Source organism: Arthrobacter sp. NPDC056493 (assembly GCF_042795115.1).
Classification (GTDB): domain Bacteria; phylum Actinomycetota; class Actinomycetes; order Actinomycetales; family Micrococcaceae; genus Arthrobacter.
On record NZ_JBHTSL010000011.1, the window covers coordinates 25165 to 41594 of the forward strand.

11 protein-coding genes and 1 tRNA gene are annotated in these 16430 nt (G+C 67.5%); 10 read left to right on the forward strand and 2 right to left on the reverse strand.

Translation table 11 applies throughout. From position 1 onward, the window contains the following. Window positions 1-15 precede the first annotated feature (15 nt). The 5 genes from ACFQ50_RS07060 (at window position 16) to ACFQ50_RS07080 (ending at window position 7380) form a co-directional block, all read left to right on the forward strand. Window positions 16-1629, forward strand: a complete 1614-nt coding sequence (locus ACFQ50_RS07060) for an aldehyde dehydrogenase (NADP(+)) (protein ID WP_377994818.1) — start codon at window positions 16-18, stop codon at window positions 1627-1629. Beyond that, window positions 1626-2954 (forward strand): enolase C-terminal domain-like protein, encoded by a 1329-nt coding sequence (locus ACFQ50_RS07065; protein ID WP_377994819.1) that lies wholly within the window; start codon window positions 1626-1628, stop codon window positions 2952-2954. Before ACFQ50_RS07060 ends, ACFQ50_RS07065 begins: the two co-directional genes overlap by 4 nt. Window positions 2955-3039: 85 nt before the next feature. After that, window positions 3040-3960 carry an AEC family transporter gene (locus ACFQ50_RS07070; RefSeq protein ID WP_377994820.1) on the forward strand — a complete coding sequence of 307 codons (921 nt, stop codon included), beginning with the start codon at window positions 3040-3042 and terminating at the stop codon, window positions 3958-3960. Window positions 3961-4030: 70 nt separating this feature from the next. Beyond that, complete coding sequence (locus ACFQ50_RS07075; RefSeq protein ID WP_377994821.1) at window positions 4031-4588, forward strand: hypothetical protein; 558 nt, start codon at window positions 4031-4033, stop codon at window positions 4586-4588. Beyond that, the gene (locus tag ACFQ50_RS07080; RefSeq protein WP_377994822.1) at window positions 4585-7380 is read left to right on the forward strand and encodes an ATP-binding cassette domain-containing protein; all 2796 of its coding nucleotides are present in this window, start codon (window positions 4585-4587) and stop codon (window positions 7378-7380) included. Before ACFQ50_RS07075 ends, ACFQ50_RS07080 begins: the two co-directional genes overlap by 4 nt. A 35-nt stretch (window positions 7381-7415) precedes the next feature. On the opposite strand, the gene metH is transcribed toward ACFQ50_RS07080, so the two are convergent. Next, entirely contained in the window at window positions 7416-11066 is a 3651-nt protein-coding gene (gene metH / locus ACFQ50_RS07085; protein ID WP_377994823.1) for a methionine synthase, read from the reverse strand. 126 nt (window positions 11067-11192) lie between these two features. Between metH and ACFQ50_RS07090 the strand changes: the two genes are divergently transcribed. The 3 genes from ACFQ50_RS07090 (at window position 11193) to ACFQ50_RS07100 (ending at window position 14551) form a co-directional block, all read left to right on the forward strand. Then, the gene (locus ACFQ50_RS07090) at window positions 11193-12320 is read left to right on the forward strand and encodes a mandelate racemase/muconate lactonizing enzyme family protein (RefSeq protein ID WP_377994824.1); all 1128 of its coding nucleotides are present in this window, start codon (window positions 11193-11195) and stop codon (window positions 12318-12320) included. A 10-nt stretch (window positions 12321-12330) separates the two neighbouring features. Continuing rightward, window positions 12331-13026, forward strand: a complete 696-nt coding sequence (locus ACFQ50_RS07095) for a FadR/GntR family transcriptional regulator (protein ID WP_377994825.1) — start codon at window positions 12331-12333, stop codon at window positions 13024-13026. Window positions 13027-13195: 169 nt separating this feature from the next. Continuing rightward, window positions 13196-14551 carry an MFS transporter gene (locus ACFQ50_RS07100; protein ID WP_377994826.1) on the forward strand — a complete coding sequence of 452 codons (1356 nt, stop codon included), beginning with the start codon at window positions 13196-13198 and terminating at the stop codon, window positions 14549-14551. 183 nt (window positions 14552-14734) lie between these two features. Here ACFQ50_RS07100 and ACFQ50_RS07105 read toward each other — a convergent pair. Further along, window positions 14735-14817, reverse strand: a tRNA-Leu gene (locus ACFQ50_RS07105). A 391-nt stretch (window positions 14818-15208) separates the two neighbouring features. Between ACFQ50_RS07105 and ACFQ50_RS07110 the strand changes: the two genes are divergently transcribed. Both ACFQ50_RS07110 and ACFQ50_RS07115 read left to right on the forward strand, forming a co-directional pair. After that, window positions 15209-15949 carry an FhaA domain-containing protein gene (locus tag ACFQ50_RS07110; RefSeq protein WP_377994827.1) on the forward strand — a complete coding sequence of 247 codons (741 nt, stop codon included), beginning with the start codon at window positions 15209-15211 and terminating at the stop codon, window positions 15947-15949. Beyond that, window positions 15946-16428: an FHA domain-containing protein gene (locus tag ACFQ50_RS07115; protein ID WP_087872353.1), complete on the forward strand. Its 483-nt coding sequence runs from the start codon at window positions 15946-15948 to the stop codon at window positions 16426-16428. The genes ACFQ50_RS07110 and ACFQ50_RS07115 overlap by 4 nt, the downstream gene beginning before the upstream one ends. Window positions 16429-16430: the final 2 nt, after the last annotated feature.

The window sequence follows — 16430 nt, forward strand, 5'->3', positions numbered from 1 at the left end:
CCCAGGAGAACCATCGTGACCCTCACCGGACATTCCCTGATCGCCGGACAGACCGTTGCCGGCAAAGGCAAGACCACGTTCGCCTTCAACCCGGCCAGCAACGAACAGCTCGAACCCGCCTACACCCTGCTCACCGGGGAACAACTGAAGGGGGCCACTGCCGCTGCCGCCGAGGCCTTCGCGTCCTTCAGCACCCTTGACCCCGAAACCCACGCCGCGTTCCTGGACGCGATCGCGGACAACATCGAAGCCATCGGCGACGAACTGATCGTCCGCGCCGGCCAGGAAACCGGCCTGCCCGCCGCCCGCCTGACCGGCGAACGCGCCCGCACCACCGGCCAGCTCCGCCTCTTCGCCAAAGTGGTCCGCCAGGGCGACTTCCGCGGCGTCCGCATCGATCCGGCCCTCCCGGACCGCACCCCACTGCCGCGCGCCGACATCCGCCAGCGCCAGATCCCGCTCGGCCCCGTCGCCGTCTTCGGCGCCAGCAACTTCCCGCTGGCCTTCTCGACGGCGGGCGGCGACACCGCCTCGGCCCTCGCCGCCGGCTGCCCCGTCGTGTTCAAAGCGCACAACGCCCACCCCGGCACCAGCGAACTCGTCGGCCAGGCCATCGCCAAGGCCGTGGCCGACGCCGGCCTGCACCCGGGCGTGTTCTCCCTGATCTACGGCCCCGGCGCCAGCATCGGCCAGGCCCTCGTCGCCGACCCGGCCATCAAGGCCGTCGGCTTCACCGGCTCCCAGTCCGCCGGCATCGCCCTGATGCGCACCGCCGCCAACCGGCCCGAACCCATCCCGGTCTACGCCGAAATGTCCTCGCTCAACCCGGTCTTCGTCTTTCCCGGGGCCCTCAAGGGTGACATTGACGCCCTCGCCCAGCAGTACGTCGCCGCCGTGACCGGAAGCTCCGGCCAGCTCTGCACCTCCCCCGGCCTGCTGTTCGCCCCCGCCGGTGAGGCGGGCGACAAACTCGCTGCCGCCGTCGGCCGCGCCGTCGCCGCCTGCGCCGGCCAGACGATGCTCACCGCGGGCATCGCCGGCTCCTGGACCACCGGCACCGAGGCGCTCGGCGCCGCCGACAACGTCACCGTCGTCGGCACCGGAACCCCCGGCCCCACCCAAAACGCCCCGGCACCGGCGATCTACGGCACCGGCATCCGCGACTTCATCACCAACGAGGTCCTGCACGCGGAGATTTTCGGCGCAGCATCCCTGGTGATCCGCTACTCCTCCGCCGAGGAACTGATCGAGGCCACCCACCGGATCGAAGGCCAGCTCACCGCCTCCCTGCAGCTCACCGAAGAGGACTACCCGACGGCGGCACAACTGATCCCCGCACTCGAGCAGAAGGTGGGACGCATCATTGTGAACGGCTGGCCCACCGGCGTCGAAGTCGGCCACGCCATGGTCCACGGCGGACCCTTCCCCGCCACCTCCGACACCCGCACCACCTCCGTCGGCACCCTGGCCATCAACCGCTTCCTCCGCCCCGTCGCCTACCAGAACCTCCCCCAGAAACTGCTGCCGGCCGCGCTGCAGGACGCCAACCCGTGGCAGCTGAACCGCCGCATCGACGGTACGGTCATCGCCGCTGACGCCGCTGCGGAGAAAGAGGAGGTCAACGCATGACCGCCCAGCCCACAATCTCCCGCGTGGAAGTAGTCCCGGTTGCCGGCTACGACAGCATGCTGATGAACCTCAGCGGCGCGCACGGGCCGTTCTTCACCCGGAACGTGGTCATCGTGACCGACTCCGACGGCCGCACCGGCCTCGGCGAGGTCCCCGGCGGCGAGAAGATCCGCACCACCATCGAGGAAGCCGGCGCGCTGATCGCCGGCAAGCCGGTGGCACGCTACCGCTCGCTGCTGCGCGAAATCGCCGCGGAGTTCGCCGACCGCGACGCCGGGGGCCGTGGCCTGCAGACCTTCGACCTTCGCACCACCGTCCACGCCGTCACCGCCGTCGAATCCGCACTGCTGGACCTGCACGGCCAGTTCCTCGGCGTCCCCGTGGCCGAACTGCTCGGCGACGGCCAGCAGCGCACCTCCGTGCCGATGCTCGGCTACCTGTTCTTCGTCGGTGACCACAAGCGGACAGGTCTTCCGTACCTCGTGGAGAACGCGCCGTCGGACCGCTGGGAAGAACTGCGCCGCCAGGAGGCCATGACCCCCGAGGCCGTGGTTGCCCTGGCCGAAGCCGCGCAGGAGCGCTACGGCTTCAGCGACTTCAAGCTCAAGGGCGGTGTGCTGTCCGGCGACGACGAAGTGGACGTGGTCGCGGCGCTGGCGAAGCGCTTCCCCGATGCCCGCGTCACCCTGGACCCGAACGGCGGCTGGCTGCTCGAGGAGGCCATCCGGCTGGGCAAGCGGATGCAGGGCGTCGTGGCCTACGCCGAGGACCCCTGCGGCGCTGAAGGCCGCTTCTCCGGACGCGAGGTCATGGCCGAGTTCCGCCGGGCCACCGGGCTGAAGACCGCCACCAACATGATCGCCACGGACTGGCGCGAAATGGCGCATGCCATCCGCAGCAACGCCGTCGATATCCCGCTGGCGGACCCGCACTTCTGGACCATGCACGGTTCGGTCCGCGTAGCGCAGTTGTGCAACGAGTTCGGCCTGACCTGGGGCTCGCACTCGAACAACCACTTCGACATCTCGCTGGCCATGTTCACGCACACCGGCGCGGCAGCACCCGGCGAGATCACCGCGCTGGACACGCACTGGATCTGGCAGGACGGCCAGGGCCTGACCAAGAACCCGCTGCAGATCAAGGGCGGCGCCATCGAGGTTCCTGCTGCGCCCGGACTCGGCATCGAACTGGACCGCGATGCGCTGGACAAGGCGCACCAGCTGTACCTGGAGCATGGCCTCGATGCCCGCGACGACAGCATCGGCATGCAGTACTACATCGACGGCTGGTCCTTCGACCCGAAGCGGCCCTGCCTGGTCCGGTAAGCCTGGTCCGGTAGACACGGGCCGGTAGGCCCGGTCCGGTAAGGTCGAGAACTTCCCAACATACAGATACATAGAAGGGTCAAGCGTGGGCGGCGTTGTCTCCGGACTACTCATCGTTTCTGCAGTCATCGCCGTCGGTTACCTCGCTGCCAGGTTCCGCATTCTGGGTCCGGAGGTCCAGGGTGCGCTGACCCGCACAGCGTTCTACATCACCAACCCTGCCCTGCTTTACACCGTGGTGGCCGGCTCCGATATCCGGGCGGCCCTCGGAACGGACGCCCCGCTGGCGCTGCTTTCAGCAGCGGCAGTGGGGCTTCTTTACTGGCTGTTGAGCTTCCTGTTCTTCCGCCGCCCGGCTGCGGAGACCGCCGTCGGCGCGATGGCCAGCAGTTACGCCAACGCCAACAACATCGGGATCCCAGTCTCGCTGTACGCCGTCGGCACGGCCCAGCATGTGGCGCCCGTGCTCCTGGTGCAGCTCCTGGTCATGGCCCCGTTCTACCTCACGCTTCTGGGGCTGTTCTCCGGCGCCCGGATCTCGTGGAGGAAGGTGCTGCTCCAGCCGCTGTCCAACCCGATGATCATTGCCTCCGCGCTTGGCGTCGTCGTTGCCCTGACGGGCTGGCAGGAACCGGACCTGCTGGAAAAACCCATCGACATGCTGGCCGGCGGCGCTGTCCCCATGGTGCTTCTCGCCTTTGGCCTGTCGCTGGCGGGGAGGGCGCCGCTGCAGAAGGACAACGGCCGGACCGAGACCCTGGTGGCCACGTCCCTGAAGATCGCCGGCATGCCTTTGGTTGTCTGGTTGCTGGGGCGCTTTGTGTTCGGGCTGGAGGGGCAGCATCTGCTGGCAAGCGTGATCATGGGGACTCTGCCCACCGCGCAGAACGTCTTCCTCTTTGCTTCCCCGTACGGCCGGGGCATGACGGTGGCCCGCGACGTGATCCTCTGCACCACCATCCTGTGCGTGGGGGCGCTGCTGGTTGTGGCGTGGGCTGCGGGGTAGGTAAGGGCGCACGACGTCACACAACGCGACAGCAACCGGATCCGGACAGGCAACGCCCTACCCTTGACAGGTGACTTTGACTCAGATCCGCACCGCCGCCGCGAGCTCACTCGCCGCCGCAGCCCTCCTGTTTACCCTCGCCGCCTGTTCCACCCCGGCCGCCACCCAGCCAACTACCTCTGCCCCGGCTTCGCCGGCAACGGCTTCCTCCAGCGCCGCCGCCGGGCCCTGCACCGGCGTGAAGGTGATCCTCGATTCGGGCGCCCTGAAGCAGGCGGCCGCTGATGCGTCGGTTTGCGTGCCTGTGGACGGGCCGACTCTCGCTTCCAAGGTACTCGACGAGGCAAAGGTGAAAACCGAGGGCACTGACGCCTATCCCAAGGAACTGGTGTGCCGCGTGAACGGTGTGCCCGCCGCGGACCTCGACATCGTCCACAAGGACGGCACGTACCGCGAGGAATGCAAGAAGATGCCCGCTGCCTTCGCCTACTGGTCCCTCTGGGTTAAGCCGGCCTCCGGTGCCTGGGCATACGCGCAGGAAGGCCTCGCCACCCTGAAGGTCAGCCCGGGACAGAGCCTGGAACTGCTGTACACGGTCGACGGCGCACCGGCCGCCCCCGCGGCATGACCTTTCGACCCGCGCCGTTTCGCGCAGGGACGGCTCTAGCCGTCGTCTTCATCGCGGCGCGGGTCATCTACCGCATCCTTTTCAACGGGGCGGGCATCGGTGACACGGTTCTGCTCAACATACCGGCGTTCCCGTTGCCTGCCCCGTACGCCCATGTGGTCCTCTTCGGCCCGGTAACAACACAAGGCCTGTGGGAGGCGGTCCTGTCCGCCCTGCCGATCGCCGGCATGATCTTCGGCTTCGGTCTCCTCAACGCCTGGGTGGACGTGGCCCGCGGCTTCGTTCTCCTGGCGCGTGGCGGCCCCATGCAGGGCTTGGCCCGGATGCTTGTGGTGGCCTGGGCTGCGCTCCCGGCGCTTTCCGACGCCGTGGGCTCCGTGCGCCTGGCTTTCCGGTTGCGGGGCGAACGCTTTGGACCCCGCGCGCTTGTTCCCGTGCTGGAGCGCACCCTCGAGCACGCCGGCCGGGTGGCCGCGGCCCTGGAGCTGCGCGGTTTCGGGAGCCGGGCGGCACACCAGCCCGGCGGCGATATCCAAGCACCGATTCTCGTCCGGGACGCACAATTCCGCATCGGCGAGGCGCGGGTGCGGGTCGCCGGGTTCACGCCGCCGGGAGGGTCAATCGCGGTCATTACCGGGCCGACGGGTTCCGGCAAGTCCACCATCCTCCGGGGTATCGCGGGCCTGCTTTCACACGTTGACGGTGGTGGAATTTCCGGCACGGTGCGCGTCGCCGGGACGGACCGTGCCACGACGCCGCCGCGCGATACGGCCCGCCTCATCGGCGTCGTCTTGCAGAATCCGCGCGCCGCCTTCGCCACCTCCCGGGTCCGCGACGAGATCGCCCTCGCACTCGAACTGCGCGGTGTGGCATCCGGCATCGCCAAGGCCCGGGTGTCAGACGTCGCAGAGCGTATCGGGGTCTCGGCGCTGCTGGACCGGAACGTCAGCACCCTCTCGGCGGGTGAGGCGACGCTCGTCGCCATCGCCGCCGCCGTCGTGGAGCATCCGGCCGTGCTCCTGGTTGACGAGCCCCTGGCCGACCTTGATACCGCGGCACGCGGACGTGTCATCGCCGTGCTGGCCGCCCTCGCCCGCGAAGCGGGTGTCTGCGTCATCGTGGCGGAGCACCGGGCGGAGTCGCTCGTGCCCGTTGCCGACACGTGGTGGACCATCGACGACGGCGCCTTGGTGCCCGGCGTCGCACCCTCCGCTTCGGCCCCGGTCACTGTCCGGCCAACACTCGAGCCGGCGGGGCATGCGCCCGTGCTGACGGCGACAAAGCTCTCGGTGCACCGCGGGGGCAAGCCACTGGTGCGGGATGCATCCGTGACCCTGCACCGTGGTGAAGTGGTGGCCCTGGTGGGGCCAAACGGGGCCGGGAAGTCGTCCCTGCTCGTGGCACTCGCGCTCGGTGCAGGAACGGTCGACGGCGGCCGGGTCGCCCTCGTTCCGGACGCCTCCGATGACCTCTTCACCAGGGACACCGTCGCGGCAGAGCTCCGCGCGGCGGACCGGCGCCAGGCGCGCCGAAACCGCGGTGGACAGCCTGCCCACGGCGCCACCGAGTCACGCCTTGCCCGCCTGCGGGGAGACGCGGGGATGCCCATCGGACACGAGCATCCCCGGGACCTCTCTGCAGGGGAGCGCAGGATCCTTGCCATCGCGCTGCAGACCGCCGACAACCCACAGGTGCTCCTGATCGATGAGCCCACCCGCGGACTCGATCCCGCGGCGCGCGCAGCAGTCTCGGCAGCGCTGCGGGCCGCAGCGGACGCCGGCACGGCGGTTCTGATCGCCACGCACGACCTTGATTTTGCCGACGGCCTCGGCGCCCGGATCCTCCCGATGCGTGACGGCGTCGCGCCTTCAGCCCTGCTGACCCATGAGCCCGAGCCCTTCTTGCAGTCTCCTCCTCGAGGGGGTGCCGGACCAACGCCACGGGTCATCGAACAAACAGACTCCCCCGAGGCGCAAAGACGGCGCCACATCCGGATGCCGCGGGCTGCGGAGCTCACGGTTCTCGCCGCTGCAAACCTTCTGGCTCTCGCAGCGTTCTGCTGGCCGTTGCTCGCGGCGGCCCTTCCGGAAGATGCCGCCGCGGCTGTCCCCTACGCGGCGCTGGCCATCGCCCCCATTGCCGCCGTCGCCGTCGCCGTGTCCATCGACGGGTCGGTCCGCTCGGCACACACAGTGGCGCTGCTCGGCGTCCTGGCCGCCGTCGGTTCGGCGGTGCGGGTGGCGAGCACCGGCGTCGGGGGCGTGGAAGCGGTCTTTATTCTGCTGATCCTGGCCGGCCGCGCGTTCGGTGCCCGTTTCGGCATGCTTCTCGGTGCCGCCACCATCGCCCTCTCCAGCGCCTTGTGGGGTGGCATCGGGCCCTGGAGCCCGTTCCAGATATTCGCCTGTGCATGGGTGGGCGCCGGGGCTGGCCTGCTCCCCCGCCGGGTGCGCGGGAGAGCCGAGCTGTGGATGCTGTGCGGCTACGGCGCCCTGGCAGCCTACCTGTTCGGCCTGCTGACCAACCTATGGTTCTGGCCCTTCGCGGTGGGCGCCGGCACCGGCATTTCCTACGTTCCCGGAGCTCCGCTGGGCACCAACCTCAGCAGCTTCCTGCTCTACTCCCTCCTGACCTCGACGGCCGGATGGGACACCTTGCGTGCCGTCACCACGATCATCGGAATCGCTGTGGTGGGGCGCGCCATTCTCGCTGCACTGCGGCGGGTGAAGCCGGTCTCCAGCGCGGGCGGACAGGCCGAACAGGCCCAATCCACCCAGGCCGTATCCATCTAAGCCCTATCCATCTGAGACCAGAGACCGGCTCCACCTCACACCTTGAAGTACTTCGCCTCCGGGTGGTGGAAGACGAACGCGTCGGTGGACTGTTCGGGGTGCAGCATCAGCTCATCGCTCAGGACCACGCCCATCCGCTCGGGATGCAGCAGTTCCACCACCTTGCGGCGGTCCTCCATGTCCGGGCACGCAGGGTAGCCGAGCGAGAACCGCGCGCCGCGGTAGTCGAGCTTGAACAGGCCGGCCTTCTCCTTCGGCTCCTCGGCCGCGAAACCCAGCTCCGAGCGGATACGCGCATGCCAGAACTCCGCCAGCGCCTCGGTGAGCTGCATGACCAGGCCGTTGAGCTCGTAGTAGTCGCGGTAGTGATCACCAGCGAACAGCTTGGCAGTCACCTCATCGACATTGCCGCCGGCGGTGACCAGCTGCACCGGCAGGACGTCGATCCGCCCCGATTCGCGAGACCGAACGAAGTCGGCGAGGCACAGGTGCCGGTCGCGGCGCTGGCGCGGGAAGTCGAAACGCAGCCGCTCGGTGCCCAGCGGACCGCCTGATCCGCCGTCGGGGGCGAGCAGGCCCGCGGTGCCGAGGACGCCGTCGCGGTCCTCCCCGTGGTGCAGCACCACCACCTGTTCGCCTTCGGAGACCACCGGGAAGTAGCCGTACGCAACGGACGCGTCGAGCATTCCCTCGCCGAGGATACGGTCCATCCAGTACCGCAGGCGCGGCCGGCCCTCGCGTTCCACCAGTTCCTCATACGAGGCGCCGTCGTCGCCGCGGCCGGGCTTGAGCCCCCACTGCCCCATGAACGTGGCGCGTTCATCCAGGAATGCACCGAAGTCGTGGAGCGAGACGCCGCGCACAATGCGCGTGCCCCAGAACGGCGGCGACGGCACGTGGTTGTCGGCGGCGACGTCGGAACGCCCGGGCATTGCCTCCGGCTCGGTCACCTTGAACTTCGGGCCTCCTTTATGGATCCGCTTCTTCAGCGCGGGCAGTCCGACCTCCGCGGCGTCAGCGCCGCGGGCGACCTGCACCAGCGGCTCCATGAGCGACAGGCCCTCGAAGGCGTCCTTCGCGTAGCGGACCTCTCCCTCGAACTGACCCGCCAGGTCCTGCTCCACGTAGGCTCGGGTCAGCGCCGCGCCGCCGAGGATGACCGGCCACTTCTTCGCCAGGCCACGGGACTGCAGTTCCTCGAGGTTCTCCTTCATCACCACGGTGGACTTCACGAGCAGGCCGGACATGCCGATCACGTCCGCGTCGTGTTCCTCGGCCGCGGCGATGATGTCGGCGATGGGCTGCTTGATGCCGAGGTTGATCACCTTGTAGCCGTTGTTGGTGAGGATGATGTCCACCAGGTTCTTGCCGATGTCGTGCACATCGCCGCGCACGGTGGCGATCACCATGGTGCCCTTGCCCGAGGAATCCGACTTCTCCATGTGCGGCTCGAGCAGAGCGACGGCGGTCTTCATGACCTCGGCGGACTGCAGCACGAACGGCAGCTGCATCTCGCCCGCGCCGAAACGCTCGCCCACCACCTTCATGCCCTCGAGCAGGTAGTCGTTGATGATGCCGAGCGGGGTCAGCCCCTCGGCGCGGGCCAGGTCCAGGTCCTCTTCAAGGCCCTTTCCTTCGCCGTCGATGATGCGCCGCTCCAGGCGCGCGCCGGTGGGCAGCGCCGCAAGTTCCGCCGCGCGCTGGTCCTTCAGCGCTGCGGTGTCGACGCCGGCGAACAGGTCCAGCATGCTGGCCAGGGGGTCGTACGTGAGGTTGCCGTCGGCGTCGTATTCGCGGCGGTCCCAGACGAGGTCCAACGCCACCTTGCGCTGGTCCTCCGGGAGGGAGGCGAGCGGCACGATCTTGGCCGCGTCGATGATGCCGCTGGTCAGGCCGGCCTGCACGGCCTCGTGCAGGAACACCGAGTTCAGGACGATGCGCGCTGCCGGGTTCAGGCCAAAGGACACGTTCGAGACGCCGAGGGTGGTTTGGATGCCGGGATACTTCGTGGTGATCTGGCGGATGGCTTCGATGGTTTCGATGGCGTCCCGGCGGGTTTCCTCCTGGCCGGTGGCGATGGGGAAGGTCAGGGCGTCGACGATGATGTCCTCCACGCGCATCCCCCATTCGCCCACCAGGGCGTCGACGAGGCGCGAGGCGATGGCCACCTTGCCGTCGGTGGTGCGTGCCTGGCCCTGTTCGTCGATGGTCAGGGCGATCACGGCGGTGCCGTGTTCCTTCACGAGCGGCATGATGCGCGCGAAGCGGCTGTTGGGGCCGTCGCCGTCCTCGTAGTTAACGGAGTTGACCACAGGGCGTCCGCCGATGTGTTCGAGCCCGGCCTGCAGCACCGGCGGTTCGGTGGAGTCTATGACGAGCGGGAGCGTGGACGCCGACGCGAAACGCGAGACGACCTCCTTAATGTCGGCCACGCCGTCGCGCCCCACGTAGTCAATGCACACATCGAGCAGGTGCGCGCCGACGCGGACCTGCTCGCGCGCAATGTCGACGCAGTCGTCCCAGCGCTCCTCGAGCATCGCCTGGCGGAACGCCTTTGAACCGTTCGCGTTGGTCCGCTCGCCAATGGCGAGGTACGCAGACTCCTGGTCGAAATTCACGTGATGGTAAAGGGAAGCGATGCCGGCTTCACGCTCGGTGGGTACGCGGCCGCCGTCGGCGCCCCTCCCGCCGCTGGTGACGGCGGCGCTGGTGCGGAAGGGCGCAAGACGCTCGACGACGGCGGCCATGTGCTCCGGCGTCGTACCGCAACATCCGCCCACCAGGCCCAGGCCGAATTCCCGCACGAACTGCTCATGCGCGGTGGCGAGTTCGGTGGGTGAGAGCGGGTAGTGCGCACCGTTGGCACCAAGGACAGGCAGGCCTGCGTTGGGCATGCAGGCGATCGCGACGGAGGACTGCTTGGAGAGGTGGCGCAGGTGCTCGCTCATCTCGTCCGGCCCGGTGGCGCAGTTCAGGCCGATGGCATCGATGCCGAGGGGTTCGAGGGCGGTGAGTGCGGCGCCGATCTCGGAGCCCATCAGCATGGTCCCGGTGGTTTCGACGGTCACCTCGACGAAGATCGGGAGCCGGACGCCGCGGGACACGATGGCCTGCTTGCAGCCGTTGACCGCGGCTTTGGTCTGCAGGAGATCCTGGCTGGTTTCGATGAGGAAGGCGTCCGCTCCGCCGTCGACGAGGCCTTCGGCCTGGAGCGCGAACGTCTGCTTGAGGTAGTCGTAGGTGGTGTGCCCGAGGCTGGGGAGCTTGGTGCCCGGCCCCATCGAGCCCAGCACCCAGCGCATCCGTCCGTCAGCTTTTTCTGCCGCCTCGGCGCGGTCCCGGGCGATCTCCGCGCCCTTCCGGGCGAGCTCTTCAATCCGGTCGTCGATGCCGTAGTCGGAAAGGTTCGACCAGTTCGCCCCGAAGGTGTTGGTTTCGACAGCGTCGATGCCCACCGCGAAGTACGCGTCATGAATGTCCGCGAGGACATCCGGGCGCGTGACATTGAGGATCTCGTTGCAGCCTTCCAGCCCCAGGAAATCGGCTTCGAGGGACAGTTCCCGGTCCTGCAGCATGGTGCCCATGGCCCCATCGGCAATGACCACCCGTTGGTTCACCGCATCCAGCAGCGACTGGGAGCGGGCGGGACGGGGGACGGAGTCGATATCAAGCGCAAAACGAGGCATAGGAACAGACTACGGGCGGGGCCCCAACATTGCGCCGTCTTTTCAGGTACTACTTGTACTATAAGTAACCAACTTGTATCCTAAGTGAGCGGGCGATGCTGCCCCTACTTCCCAAGGAGAACACCCATGAGCACCGTCGATCTCATCCGGCACGTCAAACTTTCCACCGCACGCCTTCCGCTGGCCGTCCCGATCAGCGACGCCAAGGTGTTCACCGGCCGCCAGAAGCCCATGACCGAGGTCGTTTTCCTCTTTGCCGAGATCACCACGGAGCAGGGCCACACCGGCCTCGGCTTCAGCTACTCCAAGCGCGCCGGCGGTCCGGCCCAGTACGCCCACGCCAAGGAAGTTGCCGAAGGAATCATCGGCGAGGACCCCAACGACATCGGCAAGCTCTACACCAAGCTGCTCTGGGCCGGCGCCTCCGTGGGGCGCTCTGGCGTCGCCACCCAGGCCCTCGCAGCCATCGACATCGCCCTGTATGACCTCAAGGCCAAGCGCGCCGGGCTGCCCCTGGCCAAGCTCCTGGGCTCCTACCGTGACTCCGTCCAGACCTACAACACCTCCGGCGGCTTCCTGAACGCCACCCTGGACGAGGTGAAGGCCCGCGCCACGCAGTCCGTCGAGGAGGGCATAGGCGGCATCAAGATCAAGGTCGGCCTCCCGGACACCAGGGAGGACCTGCGCCGCGTGGCCGGCATCCGCGAACACATCGGCTGGGACGTGCCCCTCATGGTGGACGCCAACCAGCAGTGGGACCGCGCCACCGCACTGCGCATGGGCCGCCAGCTCGAAGAGTTCAACCTCATCTGGATCGAGGAGCCGCTGGACGCCTACGACTTTGAGGGCCATGCGCACCTCGCCCAGGTCCTGGACACACCCATCGCCACCGGCGAAATGCTCGCCTCCGTGGCCGAGCACAAGGGCCTCATCGCTGCCAACGGCTGCGACATCATCCAGCCCGATGCCCCGCGCGTCGGCGGCATCACCCAGTTCCTCCGCCTGGCAGCCCTCGCCGACGAACGCGGCCTGGGCCTGGCCCCGCACTTCGCGATGGAAATCCACCTGCACCTGGCCGCCGCCTACCCGCGCGAACCGTGGGTGGAGCACTTCGACTGGCTGGACCCGCTGTTCAACGAGCGCCTCGAAACCAAGGACGGCCGCATGATCGTTCCGGACCGTCCGGGCCTCGGCGTGAGCCTCAGCGACCAGGCCCGCGCGTGGACCACCGAGACGGTGGAATTCGGCGCGTAACCTTGAATCCATGAGCCGGAACCTGACCGCGGACCTCGCCGCCGATCTTCGCACCCGCATTGTCGACGGCGACATCCAGCCCGGTGAAAAGCTTCCGAGCGAAAACACCCTCATCGGCGAGTTCGGCGTCAGCCGGACGGTGGTCCGGTCCGCCCTCACCCGGCTCCAGGCAGAGGGCCTCGTGGAAACCGAACGCGGGCGGGGCAGCTTCGCGCTGACCCCGCCCACGGCGGGTCCGACGCCGGGCCAGCCCACCAGGGCTGTGGTCACCGCGGAGGACCGGCTGCACCTGCTGGAATTCCGGATCGGCGTCGAAACCGAAGCAGCAGCCCTGGCAGCCGGAAACCGGACGGAGCGGCAGCTGAACGCCCTGCGGCAGGCACTGGCGGAATTCACCGACAGCGTCGAGCACCCTGCACACGCGATGAAGGCAGACTTTGAGTTCCACAAAGCCGTCGCCGCAGCCTCGGGAAACCCCTTCTACACGGACTGCCTTGCCTCGCTGGGCCAGACCATGATTGCCATGCCGCGCACCCGGCTGATGACCGGCGTCGAGCATTACGCGCGGGACCACTTCGAGCAGGTGGTCCATGAACACGGGTCCATTTTTGCCGCCATCGCAGACAGCGATGGGGCCGCGGCGTCCGCAGCCATGCGCAATCACCTGGCCAACTCCCGGCGCAGGCTCCGGGCGGGGCGCGAATAAGCGCCATGCGGCAGTAGTTCCCTGCGGGTATCACGCCATGCAATATGCGTGTTGGACGGGCATGAAACCTACTGCTTACAGTTAATGCGTGCTGTGGCGAGGACCACAACGGCCTGCCCCGTCGTCCCCACAGCGTGATCTTGCTGCTCTATCAAAGAGGATTCCCCCAATGCAGTCTGTAGACACCGCTGTCACGGATCTGGCTTCGGCCATGAAGAAGTTTTTCCGGCGCGTGCTGCCCGTCATGCTGGTCATGCTCGTGTGCAACCAGCTGAACCGGTCCAACATTGGCTACGCCCAGGACCACCTGCAGGCTGACGTCGGCATCGGTGCCGCGGCCTACGGCTTCGGCGCCGGGCTGTTCTTCATCGCCTATGCCATTTTCGAGCTCCCCAGCAACGTGATGATGGAAAAGTACGGTGCCAAGATCTGGCTGACCCGGATCATGGTCAGCTGGGGCATCGTGTCGTTCCTGATGGCCTTCGTCCAGAACGAGATGATGTTCTACGTTCTGCGGTTCCTGCTGGGTGCGGCGGAAGCAGGCTTCTTCCCTGCCGTCATCTTCTACTTCGCCCGCTGGGTGCCCGCCGGCCAGCGCGGCAAGGCCACCGCCGTCTTCATCGCCGGGTCCTCCGTGGCAGCTGCCCTGTCCGGCCCCATCGCCGGCCTGCTCCTGAGCCTGCACGACGTCCTGGGCCTGCGCGGCTGGCAGTGGCTGTTCGGCTTCGAAGGCGTGCTCTCCGTCGCCGTCGGCATCATCGTGTTCTTCTTCCTCGACGCGAAGATCCAGGATGCCAAGTGGCTCACGGCCGGTGAGAAGTCAGCCCTCACCGCAACGATCGACGCGGAGGACGCCCAGCACACCAGCGCTGACGGCGGCAAGGTCAACCGCTGGAAGATGCTCCTGAACCCGCAGATCCTCCTGCTGTGCGGCATCTACTTCTCGGTGCAGCTCTCCATTTACGCGAACACGTTCTGGCTGCCGACCATCGTCAAGCAGATCCCGGGCACCACGGACCTCAGCGTCGGATTCCTTTCCTCCATCCCGTGGGTGTGCGCCGTCTTTGCCATGTACTTCGCCGCCAAGTGGCAGGACAAGGCGAAGTCCAAGCGCCCACTGCTGGTTGCCGCGCTCCTCGTGGCCGCCGTCGGCACCCTCGCGGCAGCCGTCGCGACCCCGGTCCTAGCCCTGGTGTTCCTCGCGGTCGCAGCAATGGGCTTCAAGAGCGCCTCGCCGCTGTTCTGGACCATCCCGCAGTCGGCCCTGCACCCGCTGGTCCTCGCCCCCGCCATCGCCATCATCAACTCGCTGGGCAACCTCGGCGGCTTCGTGGCGCCGTTCGGGTTCGGCATCATCAAGGAGCAGACCGGCAGCGTGGTGCCCGGCCTGTTCGCCCTCGCCGCGGCGTCAACGGTGGCAGCCATCCTGGTGTACTTCCTGAAGGAGCGGAAGCCCGCCGGCGATGTTACCGAAAAGGCACCGGCGCCAGGCCCAACCCGGATGGAACCGTCAACGGCGAAGTAGGGCCATCCACAGTGATCTGACCGTCCCGCATCGTCGGGACGGGATTATGCGGAGGAGCTCGGGGCGGGTGTCGGAATTTCCGGCATCCGCCCCGCGGCGCTTAACCGCCGGTTACCGGCGGCCTCCCAGCTGAAACAACGAAAGAACCCCGGGAAATTATTGATTTCCCGGGGTTCTGATGCGTGCGCGAGGGGGGATTTGAACCCCCACGCCCTTTCGGACACTGGCACCTGAAGCCAGCGCGTCTGCCGTTCCGCCACTCGCGCGCAACTTCTCCCACTCGGCCCCACCGGAATCCGGTTTGTACCTCGTAAAAGCAGCGAGATCAAGCATAACGGACGTTCCCCGCAAATTCCTAATCGGGGCATGGGAGCCACTTTGCGGCACGGTTTTCCCCTGCGAAGCCACGGCGAGGCGGGCCCCTAAGCCGCGGCCAACGGAGGATTCGCGCCTGTGATCGCGCCCACATTGACTGGGGAATCGTGAACGAATCGGGTTCCCGGCGCGTTGTGGATTAAGGTCTTTCGCAGACGTGGCAAGTAGTATCGGATACATAGGGGCCCGCTTCCGGCGGGCACAGTGTTCTGTTGTGACTACGTTGCCAGAATGAGTTTCCCGGGACGTGCTGTCCCTCAGCAGCAAGGAAAGGAGAAGACCATGGGTTTGCTGGACAAGGTCGAGCGCGGCATTGAAAAAGCCGTCCGCGGCGTCTTCTCCACCGGCTCCAAAGCCCAGGTTGAGCCCGTGGAAATCGCGAGCCGCCTCCGCCGCGAAGTTGACCACAAGGCCATCACCATCGCCGCCGGCCGCACTCTGGTGCCCAACGTCTTCGACGTTCTCCTGAGTGACGAGGATTTCCAGCGCGCCCAGGAATGGGGAACGCCGTTGGCCGAGGAACTCTGCGATGTCGTAATTAACCACGTCCGCAGCCAGGGCTACATCCTCCAAGGGCCGGTCCGGATTTCTTTCCGCCGGGACGAATCCCACCGGGCCGGCGATTTCGAAATCACCTCAAAGACCGAGAAGTCCTCCGGTTCAGCGCCAACCGCCCCGCGGGCAAATGTCCCGGCAGCGCCAAGCCGCCAGCCGGTCCGCCTGCAGCCTGTCCTGGACATCGACGGCCAGCGGTATTCACTCAATGCGCCCTCAGTCGTCCTGGGCCGTTCATCAGAGGCTGACATCCTGGTGGACGACACCGGAGTCTCCCGCCGGCATCTGGAAATCCAGACCCACGACGGAACCACCACCGCCGTCGACCTTGGCTCCACCAACGGCAGCTACGTCAACGGACATAAAGTGGCCGGCAGCATGGAGCTCACCGATGGCTCCACCATCACGATGGGACGGACCAAAATCATTTTCCGCCTCCTGCCCGCCAACAATGGCGGCCGCCCATGAGCGAACTGACCATCACTGCCCTGCGCTTCGGGTTCCTGCTTCTTCTCTGGGTCCTCATCTTCAGCATCGTCTCCGCCATGCGGCGGGACCTCATGATCGGCCGCAAGGCCGCCACCGGGGCCCCCACGGCACGGCAGGTGCGGAAGAACCCCGAACTCGCCGAACCGGCTCCCGCGCCGGCCAGGCAGCAGGCCCGCCAGTTGGTGGTCACCGAAGGCCCCCTCAAGGGCCGTACTGTCCCCCTGGCTGCCAGCCCCATTCTGCTGGGCCGCGCGCAGGAGGCCACACTGGTGCTTGAGGATGACTACGCTTCCGGCAGGCACGCCCGGCTTTTTCCGCAGGGAAGCCGCTGGTTCATCGAGGACCTCGGCTCCACCAACGGCACCTATCTGGCCGACCAGCAGCTCACCAGGGCCCTCCCCGTGGACCTTGGTGTACCCGTGAGAATCGGCAAGACGGTCATTGAATTGAGGCCGTAGCC

Bases quoted from the DNA above. Each gene is read 5' to 3' on its own strand.
- ACFQ50_RS07065 (WP_377994819.1), top strand. From the start codon at position 1,626: ATGACCGCCCAGCCCACAATCTCCCGCGTGGAAGTAGTCCCGGTTGCC.
- ACFQ50_RS07080 (WP_377994822.1), top strand. From the start codon at position 4,585: ATGACCTTTCGACCCGCGCCGTTTCGCGCAGGGACGGCTCTAGCCGTC.
- metH (WP_377994823.1), bottom strand. From the start codon at position 11,066: ATGCCTCGTTTTGCGCTTGATATCGACTCCGTCCCCCGTCCCGCCCGC.
- ACFQ50_RS07090 (WP_377994824.1), top strand. From the start codon at position 11,193: ATGAGCACCGTCGATCTCATCCGGCACGTCAAACTTTCCACCGCACGC.
- ACFQ50_RS07095 (WP_377994825.1), top strand. From the start codon at position 12,331: ATGAGCCGGAACCTGACCGCGGACCTCGCCGCCGATCTTCGCACCCGC.
- ACFQ50_RS07100 (WP_377994826.1), top strand. From the start codon at position 13,196: ATGCAGTCTGTAGACACCGCTGTCACGGATCTGGCTTCGGCCATGAAG.
- ACFQ50_RS07110 (WP_377994827.1), top strand. From the start codon at position 15,209: ATGGGTTTGCTGGACAAGGTCGAGCGCGGCATTGAAAAAGCCGTCCGC.
- ACFQ50_RS07115 (WP_087872353.1), top strand. From the start codon at position 15,946: ATGAGCGAACTGACCATCACTGCCCTGCGCTTCGGGTTCCTGCTTCTT.